At 63.9% G+C, this 21669-nt stretch carries 19 protein-coding genes; 3 read left to right on the forward strand and 16 right to left on the reverse strand.

Annotated features, from left to right (window positions below; all coding sequences use genetic code 11):
• Window positions 1–46: 46 nt before the first annotated feature.
• The 7 genes from KO539_RS08155 to KO539_RS08185 all read right to left on the reverse strand — a co-directional run bounded on the left by KO539_RS08155 (window position 47) and on the right by KO539_RS08185 (window position 8358).
• On the reverse strand, window positions 47–1534 hold the full coding sequence (locus KO539_RS08155) for an aldehyde dehydrogenase (protein WP_219308312.1): 1488 nt from the start codon (window positions 1532–1534) through the stop codon (window positions 47–49).
• A 35-nt stretch (window positions 1535–1569) separates the two neighbouring features.
• The gene (locus KO539_RS08160) at window positions 1570–2415 is read right to left on the reverse strand and encodes an ABC transporter permease (RefSeq protein ID WP_219308313.1); all 846 of its coding nucleotides are present in this window, start codon (window positions 2413–2415) and stop codon (window positions 1570–1572) included.
• Window positions 2412–3341 (reverse strand): ABC transporter permease subunit, encoded by a 930-nt coding sequence (locus KO539_RS08165; RefSeq protein WP_219308314.1) that lies wholly within the window; start codon window positions 3339–3341, stop codon window positions 2412–2414. Before KO539_RS08165 ends, KO539_RS08160 begins: the two co-directional genes overlap by 4 nt.
• 7 nt (window positions 3342–3348) lie before the next feature.
• Entirely contained in the window at window positions 3349–4497 is a 1149-nt protein-coding gene (locus KO539_RS08170; RefSeq protein ID WP_219308315.1) for an ABC transporter ATP-binding protein, read from the reverse strand.
• Window positions 4498–4692: 195 nt separating this feature from the next.
• The gene (locus KO539_RS08175) at window positions 4693–6153 is read right to left on the reverse strand and encodes an aspartate aminotransferase family protein (RefSeq protein WP_219308316.1); all 1461 of its coding nucleotides are present in this window, start codon (window positions 6151–6153) and stop codon (window positions 4693–4695) included.
• Between the two features lie 10 nt (window positions 6154–6163).
• Window positions 6164–7534 (reverse strand): glutamine synthetase family protein, encoded by a 1371-nt coding sequence (locus tag KO539_RS08180; protein ID WP_099376355.1) that lies wholly within the window; start codon window positions 7532–7534, stop codon window positions 6164–6166.
• Window positions 7535–7590: 56 nt separating this feature from the next.
• Window positions 7591–8358, reverse strand: a complete 768-nt coding sequence (locus KO539_RS08185; protein WP_219308317.1) for a gamma-glutamyl-gamma-aminobutyrate hydrolase family protein — start codon at window positions 8356–8358, stop codon at window positions 7591–7593.
• A 39-nt stretch (window positions 8359–8397) separates the two neighbouring features.
• Between KO539_RS08185 and KO539_RS08190 the strand changes: the two genes are divergently transcribed.
• On the forward strand, window positions 8398–9786 hold the full coding sequence (locus KO539_RS08190; RefSeq protein ID WP_374106357.1) for an MFS transporter: 1389 nt from the start codon (window positions 8398–8400) through the stop codon (window positions 9784–9786).
• A 6-nt stretch (window positions 9787–9792) separates the two neighbouring features.
• Here the strand turns inward: KO539_RS08190 and KO539_RS08195 are convergent, their stop codons facing one another.
• From KO539_RS08195 to KO539_RS08215, 5 genes are all read right to left on the reverse strand, one after another.
• On the reverse strand, window positions 9793–10605 hold the full coding sequence (locus KO539_RS08195; protein ID WP_219308318.1) for a hypothetical protein: 813 nt from the start codon (window positions 10603–10605) through the stop codon (window positions 9793–9795).
• A complete protein-coding gene (locus KO539_RS08200; protein WP_257626136.1) occupies window positions 10602–11168 on the reverse strand; it encodes a sigma-70 family RNA polymerase sigma factor in 567 nt (188 codons plus the stop codon). The genes KO539_RS08195 and KO539_RS08200 overlap by 4 nt, the downstream gene beginning before the upstream one ends.
• Window positions 11169–11217: 49 nt before the next feature.
• Window positions 11218–13104, reverse strand: a complete 1887-nt coding sequence (locus KO539_RS08205; protein WP_219308320.1) for a beta-propeller domain-containing protein — start codon at window positions 13102–13104, stop codon at window positions 11218–11220.
• Between the two features lie 96 nt (window positions 13105–13200).
• Window positions 13201–13824: a trimeric intracellular cation channel family protein gene (locus KO539_RS08210; RefSeq protein ID WP_219308321.1), complete on the reverse strand. Its 624-nt coding sequence runs from the start codon at window positions 13822–13824 to the stop codon at window positions 13201–13203.
• 4 nt (window positions 13825–13828) lie between these two features.
• Window positions 13829–16264, reverse strand: a complete 2436-nt coding sequence (locus tag KO539_RS08215) for a penicillin-binding protein 1A (protein ID WP_219308322.1) — start codon at window positions 16262–16264, stop codon at window positions 13829–13831.
• Window positions 16265–16401: 137 nt separating this feature from the next.
• Between KO539_RS08215 and KO539_RS08220 the strand changes: the two genes are divergently transcribed.
• A complete protein-coding gene (locus KO539_RS08220; protein WP_208672440.1) occupies window positions 16402–17295 on the forward strand; it encodes an HTH-type transcriptional regulator ArgP in 894 nt (297 codons plus the stop codon).
• Window positions 17296–17307: 12 nt separating this feature from the next.
• Here the strand turns inward: KO539_RS08220 and KO539_RS08225 are convergent, their stop codons facing one another.
• Genes KO539_RS08225 through KO539_RS08240 form a run of 4 tightly spaced genes read right to left on the reverse strand, consistent with a single transcriptional unit; the run spans window position 17308 to window position 20955 of the window.
• Entirely contained in the window at window positions 17308–18180 is an 873-nt protein-coding gene (locus tag KO539_RS08225; protein ID WP_219308323.1) for an ABC transporter permease, read from the reverse strand.
• Window positions 18177–19022, reverse strand: a complete 846-nt coding sequence (locus tag KO539_RS08230; protein WP_176389694.1) for an ABC transporter ATP-binding protein — start codon at window positions 19020–19022, stop codon at window positions 18177–18179. The genes KO539_RS08225 and KO539_RS08230 overlap by 4 nt, the downstream gene beginning before the upstream one ends.
• A gap of 1 nt (window position 19023) precedes the next feature.
• A complete protein-coding gene (locus KO539_RS08235) occupies window positions 19024–20037 on the reverse strand; it encodes an ABC transporter substrate-binding protein (RefSeq protein WP_219308324.1) in 1014 nt (337 codons plus the stop codon).
• A gap of 33 nt (window positions 20038–20070) precedes the next feature.
• Complete coding sequence (locus KO539_RS08240; protein ID WP_219308325.1) at window positions 20071–20955, reverse strand: TauD/TfdA family dioxygenase; 885 nt, start codon at window positions 20953–20955, stop codon at window positions 20071–20073.
• 211 nt (window positions 20956–21166) lie between these two features.
• Here KO539_RS08240 and KO539_RS08245 point away from each other — a divergent pair, with 211 nt between their 5' ends.
• Window positions 21167–21652, forward strand: a complete 486-nt coding sequence (locus tag KO539_RS08245; protein WP_219308326.1) for a tetratricopeptide repeat protein — start codon at window positions 21167–21169, stop codon at window positions 21650–21652.
• The last annotated feature ends 17 nt before the right edge of the window (window positions 21653–21669 follow it).

Consider the following 21669-nt stretch of genomic DNA (forward strand, 5'->3'; position numbering starts at 1 on the left):
ATAATTAGATCATATAGGAGCTAATCATCGCGATAATCTACGCACACTAGCCCACCTGTATCCAAGTCGTCTTCAGCTCCGTGTACTTGTCCAGCGCATGCAATGACTTGTCACGCCCGTTGCCCGACTGCTTGTAGCCGCCGAACGGCACGGTGATGTCGTCGCCGTCGTACTGGTTGACGTGCACGGTGCCCGCGCGCAGGGCGCGCGCCGTCTGAATGGCCTTGGAGATGTCGGACGTCCACACGGCCGCCTGCAAGCCGTACGGCGTGGCGTTGGCCTGCTGTACCGCCTCGGCGATATCCGTAAAGCCCAGCACGGAAAGCACAGGGCCGAAGATCTCTTCGCGCGCGATCGTCATGCCCGCGTCCACGCCGAAAATGGTCGGCTGCACGTAATAGCCACCCGTATCAAGGCGCACGGCCTCGCCGCCACCGAGCAATTGCGCGCCTTCGTTCTTGCCGGCCGCGATGTAGCCCATCACCGTTTGCATCTGCGTGGCGTCGACGATGGCGCCCATGACGGTGGCTTCGTCGAGCGGGTCGCCGGGCTGGAAGCGGGGCAGCATGGCCAGCGCCTTGGCGATAAATTCATCCTTGATCGATTCCTCCACGAACAGCCGCGAAGGCGCGTTGCAGCTTTCGCCCTGGTTGAAAAAGATGGAGCCGACGGCGGCCGCCACGGCCTTGTCCAGGTCCGGGCAATCGGCGCAAACGATGTTGGCGGACTTGCCGCCCAATTCCGTCCACGCCAGTTTCAGGTTCGACTGGCCCGCCATTTGCACGATCAATTTGCCCGTGCGCGTGGAACCCGTAAAGCCGATGCAATCAACATCCATGTGCAGCGCCAGCGCGGCGCCGGCCTCGTTGCCGTAACCGGGCAGCACGTTGAAGACGCCCGCCGGCACGCCCGCTTCCAGCGCGATGTCGGCCAGGCGCAAGGCCGTCAGCGGCGATTTTTCGGATGGTTTCAATATCACGCTGTTGCCGGCCGCGAGGGCGGGCGCGATCTTCCAGGCGGCCATGATCATCGGGTAATTCCACGGCACGATGGCGGCGACGACACCCACCGGTTCGCGCGTGATCAGGGCCAGGCTATTGGCGGGTGTCGGTGCGATTTCATCGTAGACCTTGTCGATCGCCTCGCCATACCAGCGCAGGCAGTTGGCCGTGGAGCCCACGTCCACGCTCTGGCTGTATTTGATCGGCTTGCCCATGTCCAGGGTTTCCAGCAGGGCCAGCTCGGGACCGTATTTCTGCACCAGGTCGGCGAACTTGATCATTATCCGCTTGCGCTGCGCGGGCGACTTGCCTGCCCAGCGGCGGTCGTCAAAGGCGGCGCGGGCGGCCTGCACGGCCGCATCCACGTCGGCAGTGTCGCAGCGGGCCACCCGCCCCAGCAAGCGCCCGTCGATGGGCGACAGGTTATCGAAAGTCTGGCCGGATATGGAACTTGTCCGCTTGCCATTGATAACTGCGCGTCCATCGATCGTCAGCGCTGCGGCCCGTGCATGCCAGCTGGTGTTTTCCGTCATGGTCGTCTCCTGCAAGGTGAAAACGCCAGCTTACTCTAGTCTTCCAAATAGGCCGCAGACAGTTGCTTGCGGTGTCTGCGGTCCGCGCGCGCCAGCATCATCGCATACACGATGACGGCGATGGTCACCACCAGTATCGTCAGCGCCGCGATGGCGTTCACGCGCGGATCGAGCCCCAGGCGCGCACGCGAGAAGATCACCAGCGGCATCGTCGTCGAGCCGGGGCCGGACAGGAAAGCGGACAGCACCACGTCGTCGAGCGACAGGGTAAACGTCAGCAGCCAGGCGGACGCCAGCGCCTGCGTGATGTTCGGCAGAGTCACGAGGAAGAACACCTGGTGCGCACGGCAGCCCAGGTCCATGGCCGCTTCGGCCAGCGATTTACTCATCTCCTGCAGGCGCGACTGCACCACCACGGCCGCATACGCCATGCCCAGCAGGGTGTGGCCGAGCCAGATGGTCAGCACGCCCCGCTCGGGAAAACCGAAGACCTTTTGCATGGACACCAGCATCAGCAGCAAGGACAGGCCGATGATCACTTCCGGCATCACCAAAGGCGCGCTGACCATGGCGGAAAACACCGTGCGGCCGCGGAAGCGCTGGTAGCTGGTCAAGGCAAAGGCGGCGAAGGTGCCGAGGATGACGGACGAGGTGGCCGACATGAAGGCGATCTTCAGCGACAAACCAAAACCCGAGATGATCTCCATATCGCTCATCAACTCGCTGTACCAGCGCAGCGAGAAGCCGCTCCACACCATGTCCTGGCGCGAGCTGTTGAACGAGAAGACGATCAGTACGATGATGGGCAGGTACAGGAATAGATAGCCGAGCGAAAGCCAGCCGCGGCCGAACCAGCGCTGCAGGAAAGTACGTCCGTTCATGTGCGCTCCTCCGCGTCCTGGTCCGTCTTGTATTTGTTAAAAATGGCCATCGGCACGAGGATCAGCAAGACCACCAGCACCGTCACCGACGACGCCATGGCCCAATCGTTATTGGTGAAGTATTCATCCCACAGCACGCGGCCGATCATCAGGGTTTCCGGGCCGCCCAGCAGCTCGGGAATCACGTATTCGCCCACGGAAGGAATGAACACCAGCATGGCGCCGGCGATGATGCCCGATTTCGACAGGGGCACCGTGATGCGCCAGAACGCCTGCAGGGGCGTGGCGCCCAGGTCGGCCGCCGCTTCCAGGAAACGCATGTCCATTTTCACCAGGTTCGCATACAGGGGCAAAATCATGAACGGCAGGTAGGCGTACACCATGCCGACCACCAGCGAAAACGAAGTGTTCATCATGTGCAGCGGCTCGCTCACGATGCCCAGCGCGATCAGCAGGTCGTTGAGCAAGCCGTGGTTGGCCAGGATGCCCTTCCACGCATACACGCGCAGCAGGAACGAGGTCCAGAACGGCAGCATCACCAGCATCATCAGCACGGGACGGATGGACGGTTTGGCACGCGCCATGAAGTAGGCGAACGGATAGCCGATGAAGAGGCAGATGGCCGTGGTGATGGCCGCGTATTTGAGTGAGCTCAGGTAGGTGAGCAGATACAGTTCATCGGCGGCGATGAACAGGTAATTGGCGATTTTCACCTTCAGCACGACGATGCCGTCGACATACGACAGCAAGCCGCCGAACGGGCTGCCCGCCGTGTCCATGTCGGACAGGCTGATACGCAGCACGATCAGAAACGGTACCAAAAAGGCGGCCGTCAGGAACAGCGACGGCACGGCGATGACGGCGTTGCGGCCAGTGAGCCAGCGTAAGGTCACCAGGTTGCGCAGCATTTGCAGAATGGACGTCATGGTGGCCTCAGCTGGTCAGCACGACGATGTCGGCGCCATCCCACCACACCCACACGCGCTGTTCGCGCTCGAGGCGCGCGGCGTCGTGGCGGGCCGCGTTGGTGCGCGACACTTTCACCACCGTGCCGCTGTCGAGGCGTACGTGGTAGCTGGTTTCATTGCCAAAATACGCCATGGCGACGATCACGCCCTGGGCGCAGTTGTAGCCGTGTTCCTTTGGTGACGCGCGCTCTTCCAAAGTGGGTGGCGCGATCTGGATGCCGATTTTTTCGGGGCGCACGGCCACCGAGACATCCATGCCCAGGTTGCCCGTGATGCCGTGCGAAACATAGTGCTCGCCATGGGGCGTGGCGATCACCACGTGATCGGCTTCGTCCTGCGTGATGCGGCCGTCGAACAGGTTGACGCTGCCGATGAAGTCGGCGACAAAACGGCAGTTCGGCGTTTCATAGATTTCGCCGGGTGCGCCCACTTGCAGGATGCGCCCTTCGCTCATGACGGCGATGCGCGTGGCCATGCTCATGGCTTCATCCTGGTCGTGCGTGACCATCACGCAGGTGACGCCCACCTGCTCGATGATGTTCACCAGCTCCATCTGCGTGCGCTCGCGCAGTTTCTTGTCGAGCGCGCCGAGCGGCTCGTCGAGCAGCAGCAATTGCGGCCGCTTGGCCAGGCTGCGCGCCAGCGCCACGCGCTGCTGCTGCCCGCCAGACAGCTGATGCGGCTTGCGTTTCGCGTATTGGCCCAGCTGCACCAGCGCCAGCATCTGCTCGACCCGCGCCGCCACTTCCGCTTTCGGCAAGCCATCGCGGCGCAGGCCGAAGGCGATGTTGTCCCACACGGACAGATGCGGGAACAGCGCGTACGACTGGAACATCATGTTGATGGGGCGCTGGTGCGGCGGCACATCGACGATGCTGTTGCCAGCCAAGGCGATCCTGCCCGACGTCGGCGTCTCGAAGCCCGCCAGCATGCGCAGCAGGGTCGACTTGCCGCAACCTGAACTGCCGAGCAAGGCGAAGATCTCGCCCTTGTTGATCGTCACGGAAATATCATTGACGGCGCGCACGCCATCGAATTCCTTGACCAGTTGATCAATCAGCAAAAAAGGCGCTGGGGCGTCGCTGGCCGACGCGGCGGATGTTGCTATCGTCATGTGGGTGCTTTGGGTAAGTGGGTGTCAAAATGAAAAACTGGCCGCTACAAAGAGCGGCCAGGATGGAAGTTTAGCGGAACTGCCGCTTATCTGGTCTAAAAATTGTACAGATGTCGATAAAAACCCAACAGCAGAGACTGGAGTCGTACCCTCAGGGTACGACCCCGGCGCTTAGATTTTGGGTTCAGCAAAAACCTACACCCACCCCTTCGCTTTCACGTCCGCATACGTCTTGTCCAGGCACAGCCGTATCAGGCCCACCATTTCATCGATCTGCGCGCGCGTCATCACCAGCGGCGGGGCGACGATCATGCGCTCGCCCACGGCGCGCATGATGACGCCATTGTCGAACATGTGACCGCGGCAGATCATGCCCACGCCCTGGCTTTCGTCGAACAGCTCGTTCTCGTGCACGGTGGCGCCCTTCTTGCGCACCAGGTTCAGGCCCGCGACCAAGCCGCAGCTGTCCGCATAGCCGACCAGCGGGTGTTCGCCCAGGCTGGCGAAGCACTGCCGCAGGTACGGCCCCGTATCATCGGCCACCTTGGCCACCAGCTGTTCCTCCTCGATGATGCGGATGTTTTCCAGCGCCGCCGCGCAGGCGACGGGGTGGCCGGAATACGTGAATCCGTGGGTGAACTCTCCGCCCTGTTCAATCAAGACTTTAGCGACGCGGTCCCCCACCAGCACGCCGCCCAGCGGCACATAGCCCGAGGTGACGCCCTTGGCAAAGGTGATCAGGTCGGGCTTGATGCCGAACAGTTCGGAGCCAAACCAGCGCCCCAGGCGGCCAAAGCCGCAGATGACTTCATCGGCGATCAGCAAAATGCCGTATTTGTCGCAGATGCGCTGGATCTCGGGCCAGTAGGTTGATGGCGGGATGATGACGCCGCCCGCGCCCTGCACCGGTTCGCCGATGAAGGCGGCCACCTTGTCGGCGCCGATTTCCAGGATTTTGTCTTCCAGCCAGCCAGCCGCTTTTACACCGAATGCCTCGGGAGTCAATCCGTGGCCCGACTCCAGGTAATTGGGCTGGCCGATATGCGCGATGCCCGGTATCGGCATGCCGCCCTGCGCATGCATGCCGTCCATGCCGCCCAAGGACGCTCCCGCCACCGTGCTGCCGTGATAGGCGTTGTGGCGGCTGATGATGGTATGTCTCTCCTTGTAGCCGAGGATATCCCAGTAGCGGCGCACCATGCGCAAATTCGTGTCGTTGCCTTCGGAGCCGGAACTGGTGAAGAACACGTGCTGGAACTGCGGCGGCGATATCTGCGCCAGCTTGGCCGCCAGCTGCGCGGCCGGCACGTTGGTCGTGCCAAAGAAGCTGTTATAGAACGGCAGCGTCTCCATCTGCCGGTAGACGGCTTGCGAGATCGACGTGCGGCCATAGCCGACATTCACGCACCACAGGCCCGACATGCCGTCGACGATTTTCTTGCCCTGGCTATCCCACAGATAGACGCCGTCGCCGCGCACCATCACGCGCGCGCCCTTGCTTGCCAGATCTTTAAAATCGGTGAATGGATGCAGGTAGTGGGCCGAGTCCATCTGCTGGATGGCGTTTGTATCGTACACCTGCGGCGCCGCGTTTTTCTGCGCCACGGACGCAACCAGGGCGGCGCTTGGCGCCAGCGGATTGTTGGATGTGCTCATAGATGATCCTTTATACGTGCAGTAACAGGTGTTCGCGCTCCCAGGGGCTGATGACCGTCATGAACTCCTGGTGCTCCAGGTCCTTGATGGCCGCATACACGTCGATGAAGCGCTCGCCCAGCACCGTGCGCAGCTTGTCTTCCGCGCGCAGCAGCTGCAGGGCCTCGGGCAAGCCTTGCGGCAGTTCGAACTTCATGTCGTAGGCGCTACCCACCATCATCGGTGTCGCCTCCAGCTGCTCCGTCATGCCAAGGTAGCCGCAAGCCAGGGTGACGGCCAGGGCCAAGTAGGGATTCGCGTCAGCGCCGATGATGCGGTTTTCCACGCGCCTGTCCTGCACGCCCGACTCGGGCACGCGAAAACCCACCGTGCGGTTGTCCAGGCCCCACTGGATATTGATCGGCGCGGCCGTGTGGCGCACGATGCGGCGGTAGGAATTCACGTAGGGTGCGACGATGGCCATGGCCGACGGCATGTAGCGCTGCAAGCCCGCGATGTAATGCTTGAAGATGGGGGCGGCCGAACCGTCCTCGTTGCTGAAGATGTTCAGGCCCGTCTTCGCATCGACGACGCTCTGGTGCACGTGCATGGCGGAACCCGGTTCGCCCGCCATGGGCTTGGCCATGAAGGTGGCGTACATATCGTGTTTCAAGGCCGCTTCGCGCAAGGTGCGCTTGAAGAAAAACACCTTGTCGGCCAGGCCCAATGGGTCGCCGTGCAGGAAGTTGATTTCCATCTGCCCTGCACCGATCTCGTGGATCAGCGTATCGACGTCAAGGTTCATCAATTCGCAGTAATCGTAGATATCCTCGAACAATGGGTCGAACTCGTTGACGGCATCGATGCTGTAGACCTGGCGGCTCGTCTCGGCCCGGCCGCTGCGCCCGATGGGCGGCTTCAGTGGCAAGTCCGGGTCCGTGTTTTTCGCCGTCAGGTAGAACTCCAGCTCCGGCGCCACCACGGGTTTCCAGCCCTTGTCCGCATACAGTTTCAGCACGCGCCGCAGCACGGAGCGCGGGGCGAAATCGACCAGCGCGCCATCGGAAAAATAGCAGTCGTGGATGACTTGCGCGGTGGGGTCCGTGGCCCACGGCACCATGGTGATGGTGGTGGGGTCGGCCTTCAAGATCATGTCGCGGTCGGTGCTGGAAATGGCGCGGTCATAGCCGCCATCATCGACCGGGTAATTGCCCGTCACCGTCATGCCCAGTACCGCTTCCGGGATGCGCATGCCGCGCTCCTGGGTGAATTTCCCGCGCGGCAGGATCTTCCCCCGCGCCACGCCCGTCAAGTCGGGGACCAGGCATTCGATTTCCGTGACGCGCTTTTCATTGAGCCACAAATCCATGTCCGTATAAGTGAAATTTTCGCGTATTGCCATGTTTCCCTCTCGCTGGTCTTGATCAAACACCTCGTGATACTGGTGCGGTGCGCCTGTCATTCTTTCTTTCTATGCAGCTGTTCCTGGTAATCGCGGCACGCCTGGCCGAAGGCGCCGAACAAGCGCATGGCCTGCGGATTGTCTTCCACCTGCCATTCCGGATGCCATTGCACGGCCAAGGTAAAACCGGCGGCGCTGGCCACGCTATACGCTTCCACCAGGCCGTCGTCGGCCAGCGCTTCCACCAGCAAGCCATCGGCCAGCCTGGCGATGCCCTGGCCATGCAGGGAATTGACCATCATCTCGCTCTCGCCGCCCAGCAACCGTGACAGCAGGCCGTCGGGCATCAGCTTGATGCGGTGCGAAGGCGCGTACTGGCGCTCCAAAGGATCGAGCACGTTCTCGCGGTGGTCCTGCATGCCCGGCACCGCGTGCACGGCCTGGTGCAGGCTGCCGCCCAGGGCCACGTTGACTTCATGGAAGCCGCGGCAAATGGCCAGCAAGGGCAACTGGCGCGCCAGCGCGGCGCGGATCAGGGGCAAGGTGGTGGCGTCGCGCGCGGGGTCTTGCGGCAGGTCGGGATGGAGGATGTTTTCGCCATACAGGCGAGCGTCGACGTTCGAGGCGGAGCCGGTCAGCATGACGCCGTCGGCGACGTGCAGCGCCGCCTCCAGGTCCGCGTCCGCGCCCAGGGCGGGCAGCAGCAGCGGCATGCAGCCGGCGCCACGCAGCACGGCGTGCAGGTATTTATCCTGCGCCATGTGCCAGGCGTGGCTGCCAAGCTGGCGCTGGCAGGCGGGAACGAGAACGATGGGACGGCGCATGGAGCTTCCTCGCTGGCGTGACGATCCAATGACAGCGCCATGACAGCGCTGCCGCTCGCTTCACTGTACAGCAGAGCCGCAGGCAGCGGCCACACGGATGGGAATGGCCAGCGGTGGCACACATCGCCTACACTACGGCTTTGCAATATTGCTCTTGATAAAATCATCATATGCCCGTCCGGCGCCAAACACCAGCGCCGCAGGCAAAGTCCCTACCTTTCCCATGCATCCACACCGTTTTCCAGCCATCCCGAACACCATTTTCACCCTGCGGGGGCAGCCATGAAGCACATGCCATGGCGCGACTTCTTCGCCCTCGTCGTCAGCATCGGCGTGGTGGGCCTGGGCCTGGGCGCCACCATGCCGCTCACCGCATTGACCTTGCACCAGCGCGGCGTGGGCACGGACATCATCGGCATGATCACGGCCGTCAGCGCCCTGGGCATCCTGGCCGCCTCGCCATTTGTCTCGCGCTGGGTGGGACGTTTCGGCGCGCGCGCCACCATGCTGGGCGCCGTGTGGGTGGCTTCACTGGCGACGATCGCCATGCAGTGTACCGACCACCTGCTGGCGTGGAGCGTGCTGCGCTTCCTGTTCGGCGGCGCCATGGGCGTGCTGTTTACCATCGGCGAAGCGTGGGTGAACCGGCTGGCGCCCGATAATTCGCGGGGAAGAGTGGTGGCCATGTACACCACCAGTTTTACGTTTTTCCAGCTGATCGGCCCTGCCCTCGTGGCGCTGTTCAATGACAAGATCAGCTGGAGCTTCGCCGCCTGCGGCCTGCTGTTCTTGCTGGCCGTGCCGGGATTGATGCTGATCTCGAACAGCGGCCCGGAAAAGGAACCGGAAGAACATGGCGTGAAGTGGACCTTGATCCTGCCGCGCATGCCGATGATCGTGCTCGGCGCCGCCTTCTTCGCCCTGTTCGATACGCTGGCATTGAGCTTGCTGCCCCTGTACGCGATGGAGCACGGCATCGGCACGGACCTGGCCCTGCTGTCGGCCACCGTGGTGCTGGTGGGCGACACGGGCCTGCAATTCGCGCTGGGCTGGATGGCCGACCGCTACGGCCGCGCCAAAGTCCACGCGGGCTGCGGCGTGGCCGTCTGCCTGTTGCTGCCGCTGCTGCCATTCGCCGTCGGCACGCCGTGGCTGTGGTGGACCTTGCTGCTCTTGCTGGGCGCGGCGGCGGGCGGCATCTACATGCTGGCGCTGGTGGCCTGCGGCGAACGGTTTACGGGCCTGTCACTGACCAGCGCCAGCGCCATCGTCAATGCCACCTGGGGCATCACCAGCGGCGGCGGCCCCCTGCTGACGGGCGTCCTGATGCAATCGGTGGGCGTGAACGCCCTGCCGGCCGTGATGTGGGTGTGCGCCGCCATTTTCGTCGGCAGCGCCGTGTGGGAACGCAGGAAGGGGATCGTCTAGCGTTTTTTACTTACTCTCCAGCCGCTGCCGCAGCTCCCCGGCCACCGGATAATCGGGATACGCCTGCTGGAACGCCGTCCACTCCTCCTGCGCCAGCGCGCCTTCGCCCGCCTTGAGCAGCGCGTCGATCTTCACCAACCACACGGAGGCGTCCAGCTTTGCGGGCGGCGGCAGCGGCGCGGCGCGTGCCGCGACAGGCGCAGGCTTGGCCAGCGCCCGCTGTGCCGGCGCCTGGCGCTGCAGGCTGGCTTCGGCCTGCATGGCCGCTTGCTGCTCCATCGCCTCCCGCATTGCCGGAGGAGGTGGCGGGGCCGGTGGCGCTGGCGGAGGAACGGGTGCTGACACGGGTGCTGGCACTGGCTCGGCTTGCGCCGGCGGCCTCGGTGCCGCCTTGGCCATGGCGCGCGGTGCTGGCGGTGGTGGCGCAAACTCAGTCGCAGGTGCGGCCGCCGGTGCAATGACCGGTGCGGCTTCCCGCATCACCTCTTGCGTGACCGGTTCCCCCACCACGGGAAATTGCGCCGGCTTCGAACCGAACCAGTCCACGCCGATCAGGTTCACCGTCAACAGCACGGCGGCGGCCAGCCCCAGCGGAACGCGCCAGCGCTGCAGGTAGTCCGGTGATTTTTTGGCTGGCAAGGTACGCAGCACGCCATCGGCGCTGTCGTTCGCGGCGACCGGTTGCGGCAAGGCTTTTTCCGCGTCGGCCAGGATGGCCGCATCAAGCGCGCTGGAAGGCGCGGGCTGCGGCAGGCTGGCCAGCAACGCCTTCAATTCCTCGTCATGCAAATCGTCATTATCTTGATCGTGCGTCTTCATGCCTGTCCTCCCGCGCCAGCGGCGCTGTCCAAGCCCGCGCGCAATTTCTGCATGGCGTAGCGCAGCCGGCTCTTGACGGTTTCCGCTTCCGCTCCCGTCACCACGGCGATCTCCAGAATGCTCATGCCGCTGAACTGCTGCAGCACCAGCGCTTCCTTTTGTTCCACCGGCAGCGCGGCGATGGCCGCATGCAGCAGCGCGTGCTGCTGTTTCTGTTCCAGCGATTGCGGCGGCGATGCGCCCTCGTCCGCCAGTTCGTCCGTAGCGTCGATTTCCTGACCTTCGCGCTGGCGCAGGAGGTCGATCAGGCGGTTGCGCGCGATCTGGTACAGATAGGTACGAAACGCCGCTTGCGGCTGGTAGCCGGCGCGCGCCGCGTGCAGGCTGGCCCACGCATCCTGCACGATCTCGTCCACCCAGGCGCGGCGCGGCGAACGCCAGGCCACGAAGCGGTACAGTCCCTGGCCATGGCGCCGGTACAATTCGCGAAACGACGGCAGGTCGCCGGCGCTGTAGCGCAGCATCAGGTCTTCATCCGTCGCGGTAATGAGGGTGTCGGGCATGCGGAGCAGTGTAGCCGAACTACGCGGCAGCGGCAATTTCCCAGCGCCGTCAGCGAACAGGGGACGCAATGGGTGCATAGCTGATGCGGCGCACTTCGCGGATCTGTCCATCCTTGAGCGCCCCTTCCACCACTTCATAGCCGAGCAGGGCGAAGACCCGGCCCTGCAGGAACAAGGGACGCGCATTGCCATACCAGTCCACGCACGATGCGCGGCAACCGTCGTCCGGCACTTGGCCCGGGCGCGCCGCCAGCGCGCCCAGTTCCGTCAACTGCAAGCCGCTGTTGCGCAGATACAGGACGGAGGCGGCTGACTTGTTGAGGCCAGGCCGCTCGTCCGCACTCAGGATGGGCAGGCCGATCACGCCTTCGCTGGCCGTTTGCGGCTTGTAGAAAAAGCCGTGGCTGCGCGACTCGCCCTGCGCCGCGTCGGCGCGGATGTAGCGCGTGGCAATCGCCGCCTGCGCCCCCAGGCGGATGGTGCTGAAGTGCAGATCCCTGCCCTGCGCGCCGATCACCACGGCGTCATTGCCCAGCGCCTCGATGCGCTCCACGCCATGCGGCAGGGACAAGGCTTGCACGCTGCCCGCATCGGCCCAGCGCACGGCATACAGTGGCTGGCGCGGCCAGGCCTGGTCCGCCTGACGACGTCCGGGATTGCCCGGATTGCCGTACAAGAGATAGGATCCCACATAACGGTTTTGCAGCCCATAACCGCCACCACCGGGCAGCGGCTGGTAGCTGCTGGCGGGCGCGCTGTCGCGGCCATCGGAAAACGAGGCCAATGGCACGCGCAGCAAGGCCATGTCGCCGCGCCCCCGCGCGCCGTCCCACATGGCGTCGCCCTGGCCTTCGGCGCGCAGCAGCACGTTCAGATGACCGTCAGGGCTTTCGAGGAACGAGAACTGGTCGACGGGCGCGCCGGCCACCTTCAGTGCGCTGGGCGCGCTGCCATCGAGGGGAATGCGGAACACGCCCGAGTCGCTGCCGCGGCGCGTCGTCCACACGAAAACGGATTCGCCCGACACATAAAACACGCGGCCCTGCGGCCCCATCACGGCCGTCGCTTCGCAGCGCATGTCGCGCTGCGCCAGGTCGCACACGGTGACCGTGTGCAGGGTCAGGCCGAAGCCCGTTTCCGGTTCTTCATCGGTGCGGTAGATGCGCGTGGCAGGGGCGATGCGCTTGAAGTCGGACGGCACGGCATCGGGACGCCAGCGGCGTAGCGCGGGAAAGCCGCCGAACGGGTCGCCCCGGCGCAGGTTCAGCGACAGGGGCGAATAGAACACCAGTTTGCCGCCGACCAGGCGGCTCGCGTAATTGCGCGAGGAATAATAATCGTTGGAGCGCAAGTGATAGGTGGAACGGTAGGCCAGCTTGCCGTCGGCGTTGACGTCGAACAGCCCGATCTCCGTACCGCCGCGGCTGTAGCTGTAGCCGATCACCACGACCGTGTCGCCATCGATCAGCATCTCGTCATACCAGCTGCCCGACGGGTCGCTGCCCGGCGCGAAGGCGTCGAGCGAGGACACGGGCTGCAGGACATTGCCCCCCACCTGCACGGTAAACAGCTTGCCGCGCCGGAGCATCACCAGGTGCTTGCCATGCAGCTTGACGATGCCGCCTTCGTCCACGCCCGCCGTCTGCACATTGGTGACGGATTCCGCCGCTTCTGCCGATGCTGCCGGCGCGGATTTCGCCATCATCGGCGCGGGCGGGGCCGGCGGCGCCGACATGGGCTGCGCCGTGGCGCGCTGCAGTTTCTGCTGCTCCCTTTGCAGGGCCGCCTGGCGCGCCTGCAACTGCTGCAGATAGCTGCTCAAGGCCTGTTCGCTGGCGAACGGCGCCAGGGTCTTGCGCGACGCCGTGCCGGCGGCGTGGCTGCCTGCCGACAGCAGCAGGGACAGTATCAATGTGATCTTGAGGACGCTGGGCATCGCTTCTTCTCCGGTTGGCTGGGGTGTCCAACATGAAACGCGGCAGCGCAGAAAAAGGGGTTAAACGCGCGCGAAAATAATCACGCTGCTGCTGCCTTACTCAAAACCGCGTATGCGGTCGCCATTGAAATTCGGCAGGCGCCACTCGAAGTGCAGGGCCAGGAAGCGGAACAGGAAGCCGGCGCCGATGGACGCCAGCTGCGCCACCGAGCTGTCGACCTTGAAGTGCAGCAGGGCGACATACAGGGCGCCCGTAAACAGGGCCACGGTGGCATACACTTCGCGCTGCAGCACCAGCGGGATCTGGTTGCACAGGATATCGCGCAGCAGGCCGCCGAAGACGCCCGTGATCATCCCCGCCAGCACGACGATGGCCGGATGCATCTTGGCCGACATGGCGATGTCGCAGCCGATCACGCAAAACGCCACCAGGCCCAGTCCATCGACCAGCAGGAAGATGGCGCGCAAATGGTGCAAATAGCGCGCGACAAAGGCCGTCACGATGGCCGCGCCGATGGTAAACAGCAGGTATTCGGGATGCGCGATCCAGCCCAGCGGATAGTGCCCCAGCAGCACGTCGCGCACGGTGCCGCCGCCGAGCGCCGTGACGGTGCCGATCATGCAAATGCCGAACAAATCCATGCCGCGCCGCATGCCCATGATGGCGCCGGACATCGCTTCGGCGACGATCGCCACCAGGTAAATCGTATATAGCAGCATGCTCTTATTCTTCCGAAAATGATTTGAGAATTTGTTCGCGTTCGCGCGCTTCGCTCAGGGTGCGCGCTTCGTTCATGCCCGTGCTCGAGCCGCCATCGCCAGCGCCAGCCTCACCGTGCGCCATGCGCGTGTCCGCACCGCCGCTGCCGCAACTGACGCTGCTGTGGATAAAGGCAAAGTTATCCTGCAGGCAGTCGCCGGCCAGGTATTCGGCATACACGTAATCGCCATCGAGCAGCGCCAGGCCTGGCGGCTCGGCCAGCACCTGCTCGCGGCGGCCCTGCACGGCCACTTGCATGTAGTCGCGCCAGACGGGCAGCGCCAACGTCCCACCCGTGGCGTTGCCCAGGCTTTTCGGCTGGTCGTAGCCGAGCCACACGACGGAGACGAGGCCCGAGGAATAGCCGGCGAACCAGGCGTCATAGGCGTTATTCGACGTGCCCGTCTTGCCGGCCGCGTCGCCGCGTCCCAGCGCCAGCGCGCCGCGTCCCGTGCCGCTCTTGACGACGTCGCGCAGCATGCTGTCCATGACGTAGGCATTGCGCGTGGAGATCACTTGCGTACCGGGCGCCGGCTCACCCTTGGCGCGCGGCGCCGCATCGCTGAACAGCACTTCGCCGCTGCGGCTGCGCACTTCCTTGATCAGTTTCGGCGGCATCTGCATGCCGCCATTGGCAAACACGGCATACGATTGCGCCAGCTGCAGCGGCGTGACGGCGCCCGCGCCCAGCGCCAGCGGCAGGGAGACGGGATTGCGCGCGCCCTCGAAGCCGAAGCGCGTGGCGTAGTGCTGCACGTAGCCGGGGCCGGCCGCCTGCATCAGGCTGACGGCCACGAGGTTTTTCGAGCGCACGAGGCCGCGCCGCACGCTGATGAAGCCTTCATAGTTGTTGCCGTAATTGCGCGGACGCCAGGGACGCGCGCCCGTTTCCTGCGGCAGCAGCAAACGCTGCGTGTCGTCCACGGCCGTGCCGGGAAAATATCCCTTTTCCAGCGCCGCCGAATACACGAAAGGCTTGAAGCTGGAACCAGGCTGGCGGTAGGCCTGCATGGCATGGTTATAGTGGTTGCGGTAAAAATCGAAGCCGCCCGCCATGGCGACGATTTCGCCGCTGTGCGCCTCGACGGAAATGAGCGCGCCTTCCATCTCGGGCAACTGGCTCACCAGCCAGCGTTTTTTCGCCGCATCGTGCACCACGCGGATCACGCTGTTTTCAACGATGGCGCGCTTGCCATCCCAGGCCAGCTTGCCGCCCAGGCGTGCTTCCGAGGCGGTGACCACGATGTCGTCGCCATTGCGCAGCTGCGCCGTCAGTTGGCGCTTGCCGGCGGTATCGACTTTGCGCACGAGGGCGGCGCGCAGTTCACCGCTGTCCGGGTAGGCGGCCAGCTGGCGCGCCACGCTGTCTGCGGAAGCGGCCAGACGGGCTTCCGGGCCACGGTAACCGCGCCGCGCCTGCGCATTCAGCAAGCCATCGCGCAGCGACTTGTCGGCCGCCCGCTGCGGCGCCATGCGGATGGTGGTCGTCACGTCCAGGCCCATGCTGTAGGCGCCTTCGGGATAGCTTTGCAGTATCAATTGACGCGCTTCCTCGACCGCATACGCGGCCGCATGCACGGAGCTGTTGCGGTCCTTGTTCAGGGCCAGTTTTTCCGCCACCGCCGCATCGTATTCCACTGGCGTGATATAGCCCAGTTCGCGCATGCGCTGCAGGATGTAATGCTGGCGCACGGTGGCGCGCTGGGGATTGGCGACGGGGTTGTAGGCCGACGGCGCTTTCGGCAAGCCGGCCAGCATGGCCGCTTCGGCGATGCTGACGTCGGCCAGCGGCTTGTCAAAGTAAATGTTCGAGGCGGCGGAAAAACCGTAGGAGCGCTCGCCCAGGTAAATCTGGTTCATATACAGTTCCAGCAGCTTGTCCTTGCCGTAGTGCTGTTCCAGCTTGTAGGCGAGCAGCATCTCCGTCAGCTTGCGCTGCACGGTTTTTTCGCGCGACAGGAAAAAGTCGCGCGCCACCTGCATGGTGATGGTGCTGGCGCCCTGTACGTGGTGGCCCGTGACGACGTTGGCCAGGGTCGCGCGCGTCAGACCATAAAAATCGACGGCGCCGTGTTCGTAGAAACGCGCATCTTCGATGGCCAGCAAGGCCTGGCGCATGCGCAGCGGGATGTCTTTCAAGGGCAGGAATTCGCGCCGCTCTTCGCCGTATTCGGCCAGCAGCTCGCCTTCGCTCGAGAAAATGCGCAGCGGCAGCGCGGGCTTGTACTGGGCCAGGTGTTCGACGGCCGGCAAATCCTGCCAGGCCTGGCGCAGCCACCAGCCGCCCGCCAGGGCGGCGGCCATGCCCAGGCCCAGGGTCAATCCCAGGCCGAATTTCAGATTGCGCGCCAGCTTCGACTGGGGCTTGCGGGTGATGCTGTCGTTCGCTTGTGCTTCCATGTTGGTATTCCTTGCTGCCAGGAGGCCGCACGCTGGCGCGCGGCACTCCATCAAAGAGGCATTGTGCACTGCAACACACCCATCCTTATCAAAAGTAAGTATTATTTAGTATTGATAAATTTTTCTTATGCAAGGCAATCACCATGGATCTCAATCCCAAGCACACGGAAGCGTTTCGCGCCGTCGTTGAAACGGGCAGCTTCGAGCAGGCGGCGCTGCGGCTGCACCTGACCTCCCCGGCCATTTCCCAGCGGGTGCGGGCACTGGAAAGTCAGCTGGGCAATGCGCTGATCGTGCGCAGCCGTCCCGCGCGCGCCACGCGCATGGGCCAGCGGCTGATGCAGTACCTGAAACGCGCCAAGCTGCTGGAAGCGGACTTGCAGGCGGAACTGGCGGTGCAGCAGGATGCCCCGCTGACCCTGGTGCTGGCGCTGAATGCGGACTCGATGGGCACCTGGTTCTTCCCGGCCCTGTCCGAAGTGCTGATACGCGAAAGAGTGCTGCTAGACCTGACCGTGGAAGACCAGGACCACACGTATACCTTGCTGGAAACGGGCATGGCGATCGGCTGCATCAGCACGGAAGCCAAGCCCATGCGCGGCTGCACGGCCGAGCCGCTGGGCGTGATGCGCTACTGGCTGGTGGCCACGCCCGCGTTCCGCCAGCAGTGGTTTGCGCACGGCCTGACGCGCAAGGCGGCGCGCACGGCGCCCGTCGTCGCCTACACGCGCAAGGACACCTTGCAATCGTCGTTCCTGCAAGAAGCGCTGGGCTTGCCCGAAGGCGCCTACCCCTGCCATTACGTGCCCGGCGCCACCTCGCACTTCAACGCCATCCGCTACGGCCTCGGCTATGGCATGGTGCCCGAACTGCTGTTGAAAGCGAATACGGATGGCGAGCTGGTGGAAATGCTCACGCCCAAGACCCCGGCCGACGTGGCCCTGTACTGGCACACGTGGAAGGTGCAATCGCCGCGCATGGAGCAGCTGTCGCGGCAAATCATCGCGGCGGCGCGCAGCATGCTGAAATAATTGTCGTGAGAACTAGCGCTGCATGCCCCAGCGTTTCAGAGTCACCCGTTCCAGGCTGCGAAAGCCAAGGTTTTCCACAATTAAACCGATGACGATGACGGCCGCCAGGCCGGCGAAGACCTTGTCCGTGTACAGCTCGTTGCGGTTCTGGAAGATGTACCAGCCCAGGCCGCCCTGCCCCGACGTCGTGCCGAACACCAGTTCGGCCGCGATCAGGGTGCGCCAGGCGAATGCCCAGCCTATTTTCAGACCCGAGACGATGGAGGGCAAGGCGCCCGGCACAAGGATGTGCAGCACCAGGCGCAAGCCGTTCAGCCCGTAATTGCGGCCCGCCATGCGCAGGGTTTCCGGCACGCCCTGGAAACCCGCATACGTGTTCAGGGCCAGCGGCCACATCACGGAATGGACGATGACGAAGATCAGGCTGGCGCGCCCGAGGCCGAACCACAGCAGGGCCAGCGGCAGCAAGGCAATCGCCGGCAAGGGATTCAACATGGCCGTCAGGGTTTCCAGCAGATCGCGTCCGAGGCGGCTGGACACGGCCAGCAAGGTCAGCACGAAGGCGGCCAACACGCCCACCGCATAACCTTGCAGCAAGACGACGAGGGAGGCGGCCGTGCGCGTGAGCAATTCCCCGCTGGCGATACCGCCGATAAACGCCTGCGCCGTCTGCAGAAAACTGGGCAGCAATAAATCGTTCTGCGTCCAGCGCGCCGCGCCTTCCCACAGCAGGGCCAGGCTGAGCAAAATGAAAGCCTTGCGCCACAGCGCATGCTGGCTCAGACGCTGCCAGCGCGACAGCGGCCGCTCGACGGTGACGCCGGCCGGCGGCGGCGCCGCGTAGACGAATTCCTGGCGGATAGGCGGCTCCAGCAGCGCGCTCATACGGCCTCCCGCTGCGCGGTCACTGCTTGCGGGACGGGAGCGACTTCCTCATCGAACAACAAACCATGGATGCGGCTGCTGGCGGCCTGGAATTCCGCGCTGCCCGCGCTGTGCAAGCCGAATTGATGGCTGTTGAGTTCGGCCCGTACCCGGCCCGGATGGGGCGACAGCAGCAGGATGCGGTTGCCCACGACCAAAGCTTCCTCGATCGAATGCGTAACGAACACAAGGGTAAAGCGCAGCTCTTCCCACAGCCGGCTCAGCTCTTCTTGCATCTTGCGCCGCGTCAAGGCGTCGAGGGCGGCAAACGGCTCGTCCATCAGCAGCACTTCCGGCTGCATGGCCAAGGCACGGGCGATGGCCACCCTCTGCTTCATGCCGCCCGACAAGGTATGCGGATGGGCATCCTCAAAGCCGGCCAGGCCCACCTTGGCGATCCAGTGATGGGCGCGCTCACGGGCCGCCTGCTTGTCCAGGCGCTTGCTGGCCAGCAAGGGGAACATGACGTTTTCCAGCACGGTCTTCCATGGCGGCAACTGGTCGAATTCCTGGAACACGACGACACGGTCCGGCCCCGGTTTGTGGATGGGCAGGCCCTGCATGGCGATGCTGCCCGCGCGCGGCGCGATGAAACCGGCCACGGCTTTCAGCAAGGACGACTTGCCGCAGCCGGATGGCCCCAGGAGCACGAAGCGGTCGCCGCGAAACACGTCGAAACTGACGTCATGCGTGGCGCGCACGGTGCGCTGCTCGGTGCGGTATTCCAGGCTGACATGCTTGACGCTGAGCAGCGGCTGTAGCGCAACGGGAGGACGGACCAGGTGAAAAGCGGGCGCGTTCATGTCAGCCTCCTTGCGTGATGGCAGGATCGTCAAAGAAATAATCGCGCCAGCTGTCGGGCAAGTTGCGGATGGCGCTCACGCGGTGCAGGAATTGCGCCAGGCCATAGGTATTTTGCGGCGCGATCTTGAATTGCACTTGCGGGTTGGCAAAGATTTTCAGCAGCAGATTGCGGTCCACCTTGCTTTTATTCACCTTGATGTAGATGTCGGCCGCGCCTTGCGGGTTGCTGCTCGCATACTGCGCCGCTTCCGCCAGCGCGGCGATGAAGGCGCGGTAGGTTTTCGGATTGTCCTTGCGGTATTTTTCCGTCGCATACAGCAAGGTCGACGAGCTGGGGCCGCCTTGCACGTCGTACGAGTTCAGGATGATGTGGGCGTTCGGGTTTTGCGCCAGTTCCTGTTCCTGGAACGGCGAATTGCCGAAGTGGCCGCTGAGCTCCGTGCCGCCGGCGATGATGGCGGCGGCCGCATCCGGGTGCGGCAGGGTTTGCGTGATTTTATCGAGCCGCGCAAATTCCTTGTCGCCCCACTGTTTCGCCACAGCCATTTGCAATATCCTCGCCTGGACGGAGACGGAGACGGCAGGCAGGGCGATGCGGTCCTTGTCCGTCAAGTCCGCCAGGGTTTTCACCTTGGGATTATTGCTGACCAAATAGTAGGGGAAGTTGCCCAGCGACGCCACGCCGCGCACATTCTGCCGGCCTTTCGTGCGGTCCCAGATGGTCAGCAACGGCCCCAGCCCGGCGCCTGCGATATCGATATTGCCCGATAACAAAGCGTCATTGATGGCCGGCCCGCCGGACAGGGTGATCCACTCGACTTTGACATCGATGCCCTGCTGCTTGCCATGCTTTTCAATCAGCTTTTGTTCCTGTGCAATATTGAGCAGCAAGAAGGTGATGCCATGCTGGCCCGCGATGCGGATCTGCCCTTCGGCCCGGGCCATGGGCATGGCCATGCACAGCACGGCGATGGCGGCGAGCAGGCGGCGGGAAAAGCTAAAGATCGGCAACATGGACACTCCTTGGGTCAACTACGTTCAAAAAAATCAGTAGGGCGCATCGCCTTCAATCGTGGTGCGATACAGTTTGCGGCGCTGCTCGGGCGGGCAACCCGTCGCCAGATGCATCAGGGAACGGTTATCCCAGAACACCAGGTCGTACGGCTGCCAGCGGTGCACATACAGGTGCTCCGGGCGCACGCTATGGGCAAACAGTTCGTCGAGCAGGGCGCGGCTTTCATCGTCGGGCAAGCCGACGATGCGCGTGGTGAAATGTTCGCTGACAAACAGGGCGCGGCGTCCCGTTTCCGGATGCACGCGTACGACGGGGTGCGTCACGGGTGTGACTTCATCGATCTGCGCCTGCGTCAGGGCGGGCCGCCACGGGTTACGGCGACGCAATTCCTCATACTGGCTCAGGTAGCTGTGCTCGGCACGGGCGCCGCGCACGGCGTGGCGCAGCGCGGCAGGCAAGCTGTCCCACGCCAGATGCATATTCGCAAACACGGTATCGCCACCGTCCTGCGGCAACTCTTGCGCGTGCAGCATGGAGCCGAGGCTGGGCACTTCCTTGTACGACAAATCGGAATGCCAGAAATGGCCCGCGTCGCCCAGGCCGATGGGCTGGCCGTTTTCAACGATGTTCGAGATGATCAGCACTTCCGGCTGCGTAGGCAACTGGAACTGGCGCAGCACGTGAATTTGCAGCGGGCCGAAGCAGCGGCTGAAATCAACTTGCTGCCGCGGCGTGATGCGCTGGTCGCGGAACACCAGCACGTGATGGTCGAGGTGGGCGTGGTGCAGGCGCTGGAAGTCGTCCAGTGACAGCGGCTGCGCCAGGTCCAGCCCCAGCACTTGCGCGCCCAGGGGCGCATCGAACGTCTCGATACGGAAATGGCTGGTGGAGTACTTGGGTTTCAGGACGGCCGACATGGGAACTCGCCAAAAGTCTGGGGAAGTCCACTGTATGCCTGCTCGCCCATCCTGCAAACGAAGCATTTCTGATATGGATATGCGCGGCGCGTTGTGCCACGCTGCAACAGGCACTGTCACGCAATGGCGCAGCTGCGCCGGCTTTGCCGGGGAATCGCGCTAGCACGCAACTTGCTTATCTACCAAGCTTCAATCGTTGATCAGGAAAGCCATGCCCACCTACGCCCTGCTGCTCGCCCTGCTGCTCCCTGCTTTCGTCCACGCCCAGGATAGCGAGGGTGAAAGTGATCTCAGCTACAAAGCCTATGTGCACAGTGACAAGCGCATCAAGTGTTTGTACGGCTATGCGGCCGACAAGACGGGTGACCATACGGCCGCCGTCGCCATCTTTGAAGATTGCATCCGGCGCTGGAACGATGTGTATTCGATGATTTGGCTGGCCCAGCTGTACGAAACGGGCATCGGCGTGACTAAGGACTTGCAACAGGCGACGGCGCTGATGCGGCGCGGCGCGCATACGAATGATGACGCGGCCTATGCGCGGCTGGCGCGCTACCACTATGGCGTGGCGCTGGCCGAAGGCCGGGGCACGCCGCAGGACATTCCCCAGGCCAGAACCTGGCTGCGCCAGGCGGCGCAGGAGGGCGTGCGGGAGGCGGCCGATTACCTGGGCCGCCTGGATAATGCGGCGCCGTAAGCACGGCGCCGGCATCG

The organism is Janthinobacterium sp. NKUCC06_STL (assembly GCF_019345455.1).
GTDB lineage: Bacteria > Pseudomonadota > Gammaproteobacteria > Burkholderiales > Burkholderiaceae_D > Janthinobacterium > Janthinobacterium rivuli.

What these genes read in the sequence shown, in the direction of transcription:
- KO539_RS08215 (WP_219308322.1), bottom strand. Translation starts at nt 16,264, where the DNA reads ATGGAAGCACAAGCGAACGACAGCATCACCCGCAAGCCCCAGTCGAAG.
- KO539_RS08205 (WP_219308320.1), bottom strand. Translation starts at nt 13,104, where the DNA reads ATGCCCAGCGTCCTCAAGATCACATTGATACTGTCCCTGCTGCTGTCG.
- KO539_RS08225 (WP_219308323.1), bottom strand. Translation starts at nt 18,180, where the DNA reads ATGAGCGCGCTGCTGGAGCCGCCTATCCGCCAGGAATTCGTCTACGCG.
- KO539_RS08190 (WP_374106357.1), top strand. Translation starts at nt 8,398, where the DNA reads ATGACAGCGCTGCCGCTCGCTTCACTGTACAGCAGAGCCGCAGGCAGC.
- KO539_RS08240 (WP_219308325.1), bottom strand. Translation starts at nt 20,955, where the DNA reads ATGTCGGCCGTCCTGAAACCCAAGTACTCCACCAGCCATTTCCGTATC.
- KO539_RS08160 (WP_219308313.1), bottom strand. Translation starts at nt 2,415, where the DNA reads ATGAACGGACGTACTTTCCTGCAGCGCTGGTTCGGCCGCGGCTGGCTT.
- KO539_RS08170 (WP_219308315.1), bottom strand. Translation starts at nt 4,497, where the DNA reads ATGACGATAGCAACATCCGCCGCGTCGGCCAGCGACGCCCCAGCGCCT.
- KO539_RS08165 (WP_219308314.1), bottom strand. Translation starts at nt 3,341, where the DNA reads ATGACGTCCATTCTGCAAATGCTGCGCAACCTGGTGACCTTACGCTGG.
- KO539_RS08235 (WP_219308324.1), bottom strand. Translation starts at nt 20,037, where the DNA reads ATGTTGCCGATCTTTAGCTTTTCCCGCCGCCTGCTCGCCGCCATCGCC.
- KO539_RS08230 (WP_176389694.1), bottom strand. Translation starts at nt 19,022, where the DNA reads ATGAACGCGCCCGCTTTTCACCTGGTCCGTCCTCCCGTTGCGCTACAG.
- KO539_RS08200 (WP_257626136.1), bottom strand. Translation starts at nt 11,168, where the DNA reads ATGCCCGACACCCTCATTACCGCGACGGATGAAGACCTGATGCTGCGC.
- KO539_RS08245 (WP_219308326.1), top strand. Translation starts at nt 21,167, where the DNA reads ATGCCCACCTACGCCCTGCTGCTCGCCCTGCTGCTCCCTGCTTTCGTC.
- KO539_RS08210 (WP_219308321.1), bottom strand. Translation starts at nt 13,824, where the DNA reads ATGCTGCTATATACGATTTACCTGGTGGCGATCGTCGCCGAAGCGATG.
- KO539_RS08155 (WP_219308312.1), bottom strand. Translation starts at nt 1,534, where the DNA reads ATGACGGAAAACACCAGCTGGCATGCACGGGCCGCAGCGCTGACGATC.
- KO539_RS08180 (WP_099376355.1), bottom strand. Translation starts at nt 7,534, where the DNA reads ATGGCAATACGCGAAAATTTCACTTATACGGACATGGATTTGTGGCTC.
- KO539_RS08195 (WP_219308318.1), bottom strand. Translation starts at nt 10,605, where the DNA reads ATGAAGACGCACGATCAAGATAATGACGATTTGCATGACGAGGAATTG.
- KO539_RS08185 (WP_219308317.1), bottom strand. Translation starts at nt 8,358, where the DNA reads ATGCGCCGTCCCATCGTTCTCGTTCCCGCCTGCCAGCGCCAGCTTGGC.
- KO539_RS08175 (WP_219308316.1), bottom strand. Translation starts at nt 6,153, where the DNA reads ATGAGCACATCCAACAATCCGCTGGCGCCAAGCGCCGCCCTGGTTGCG.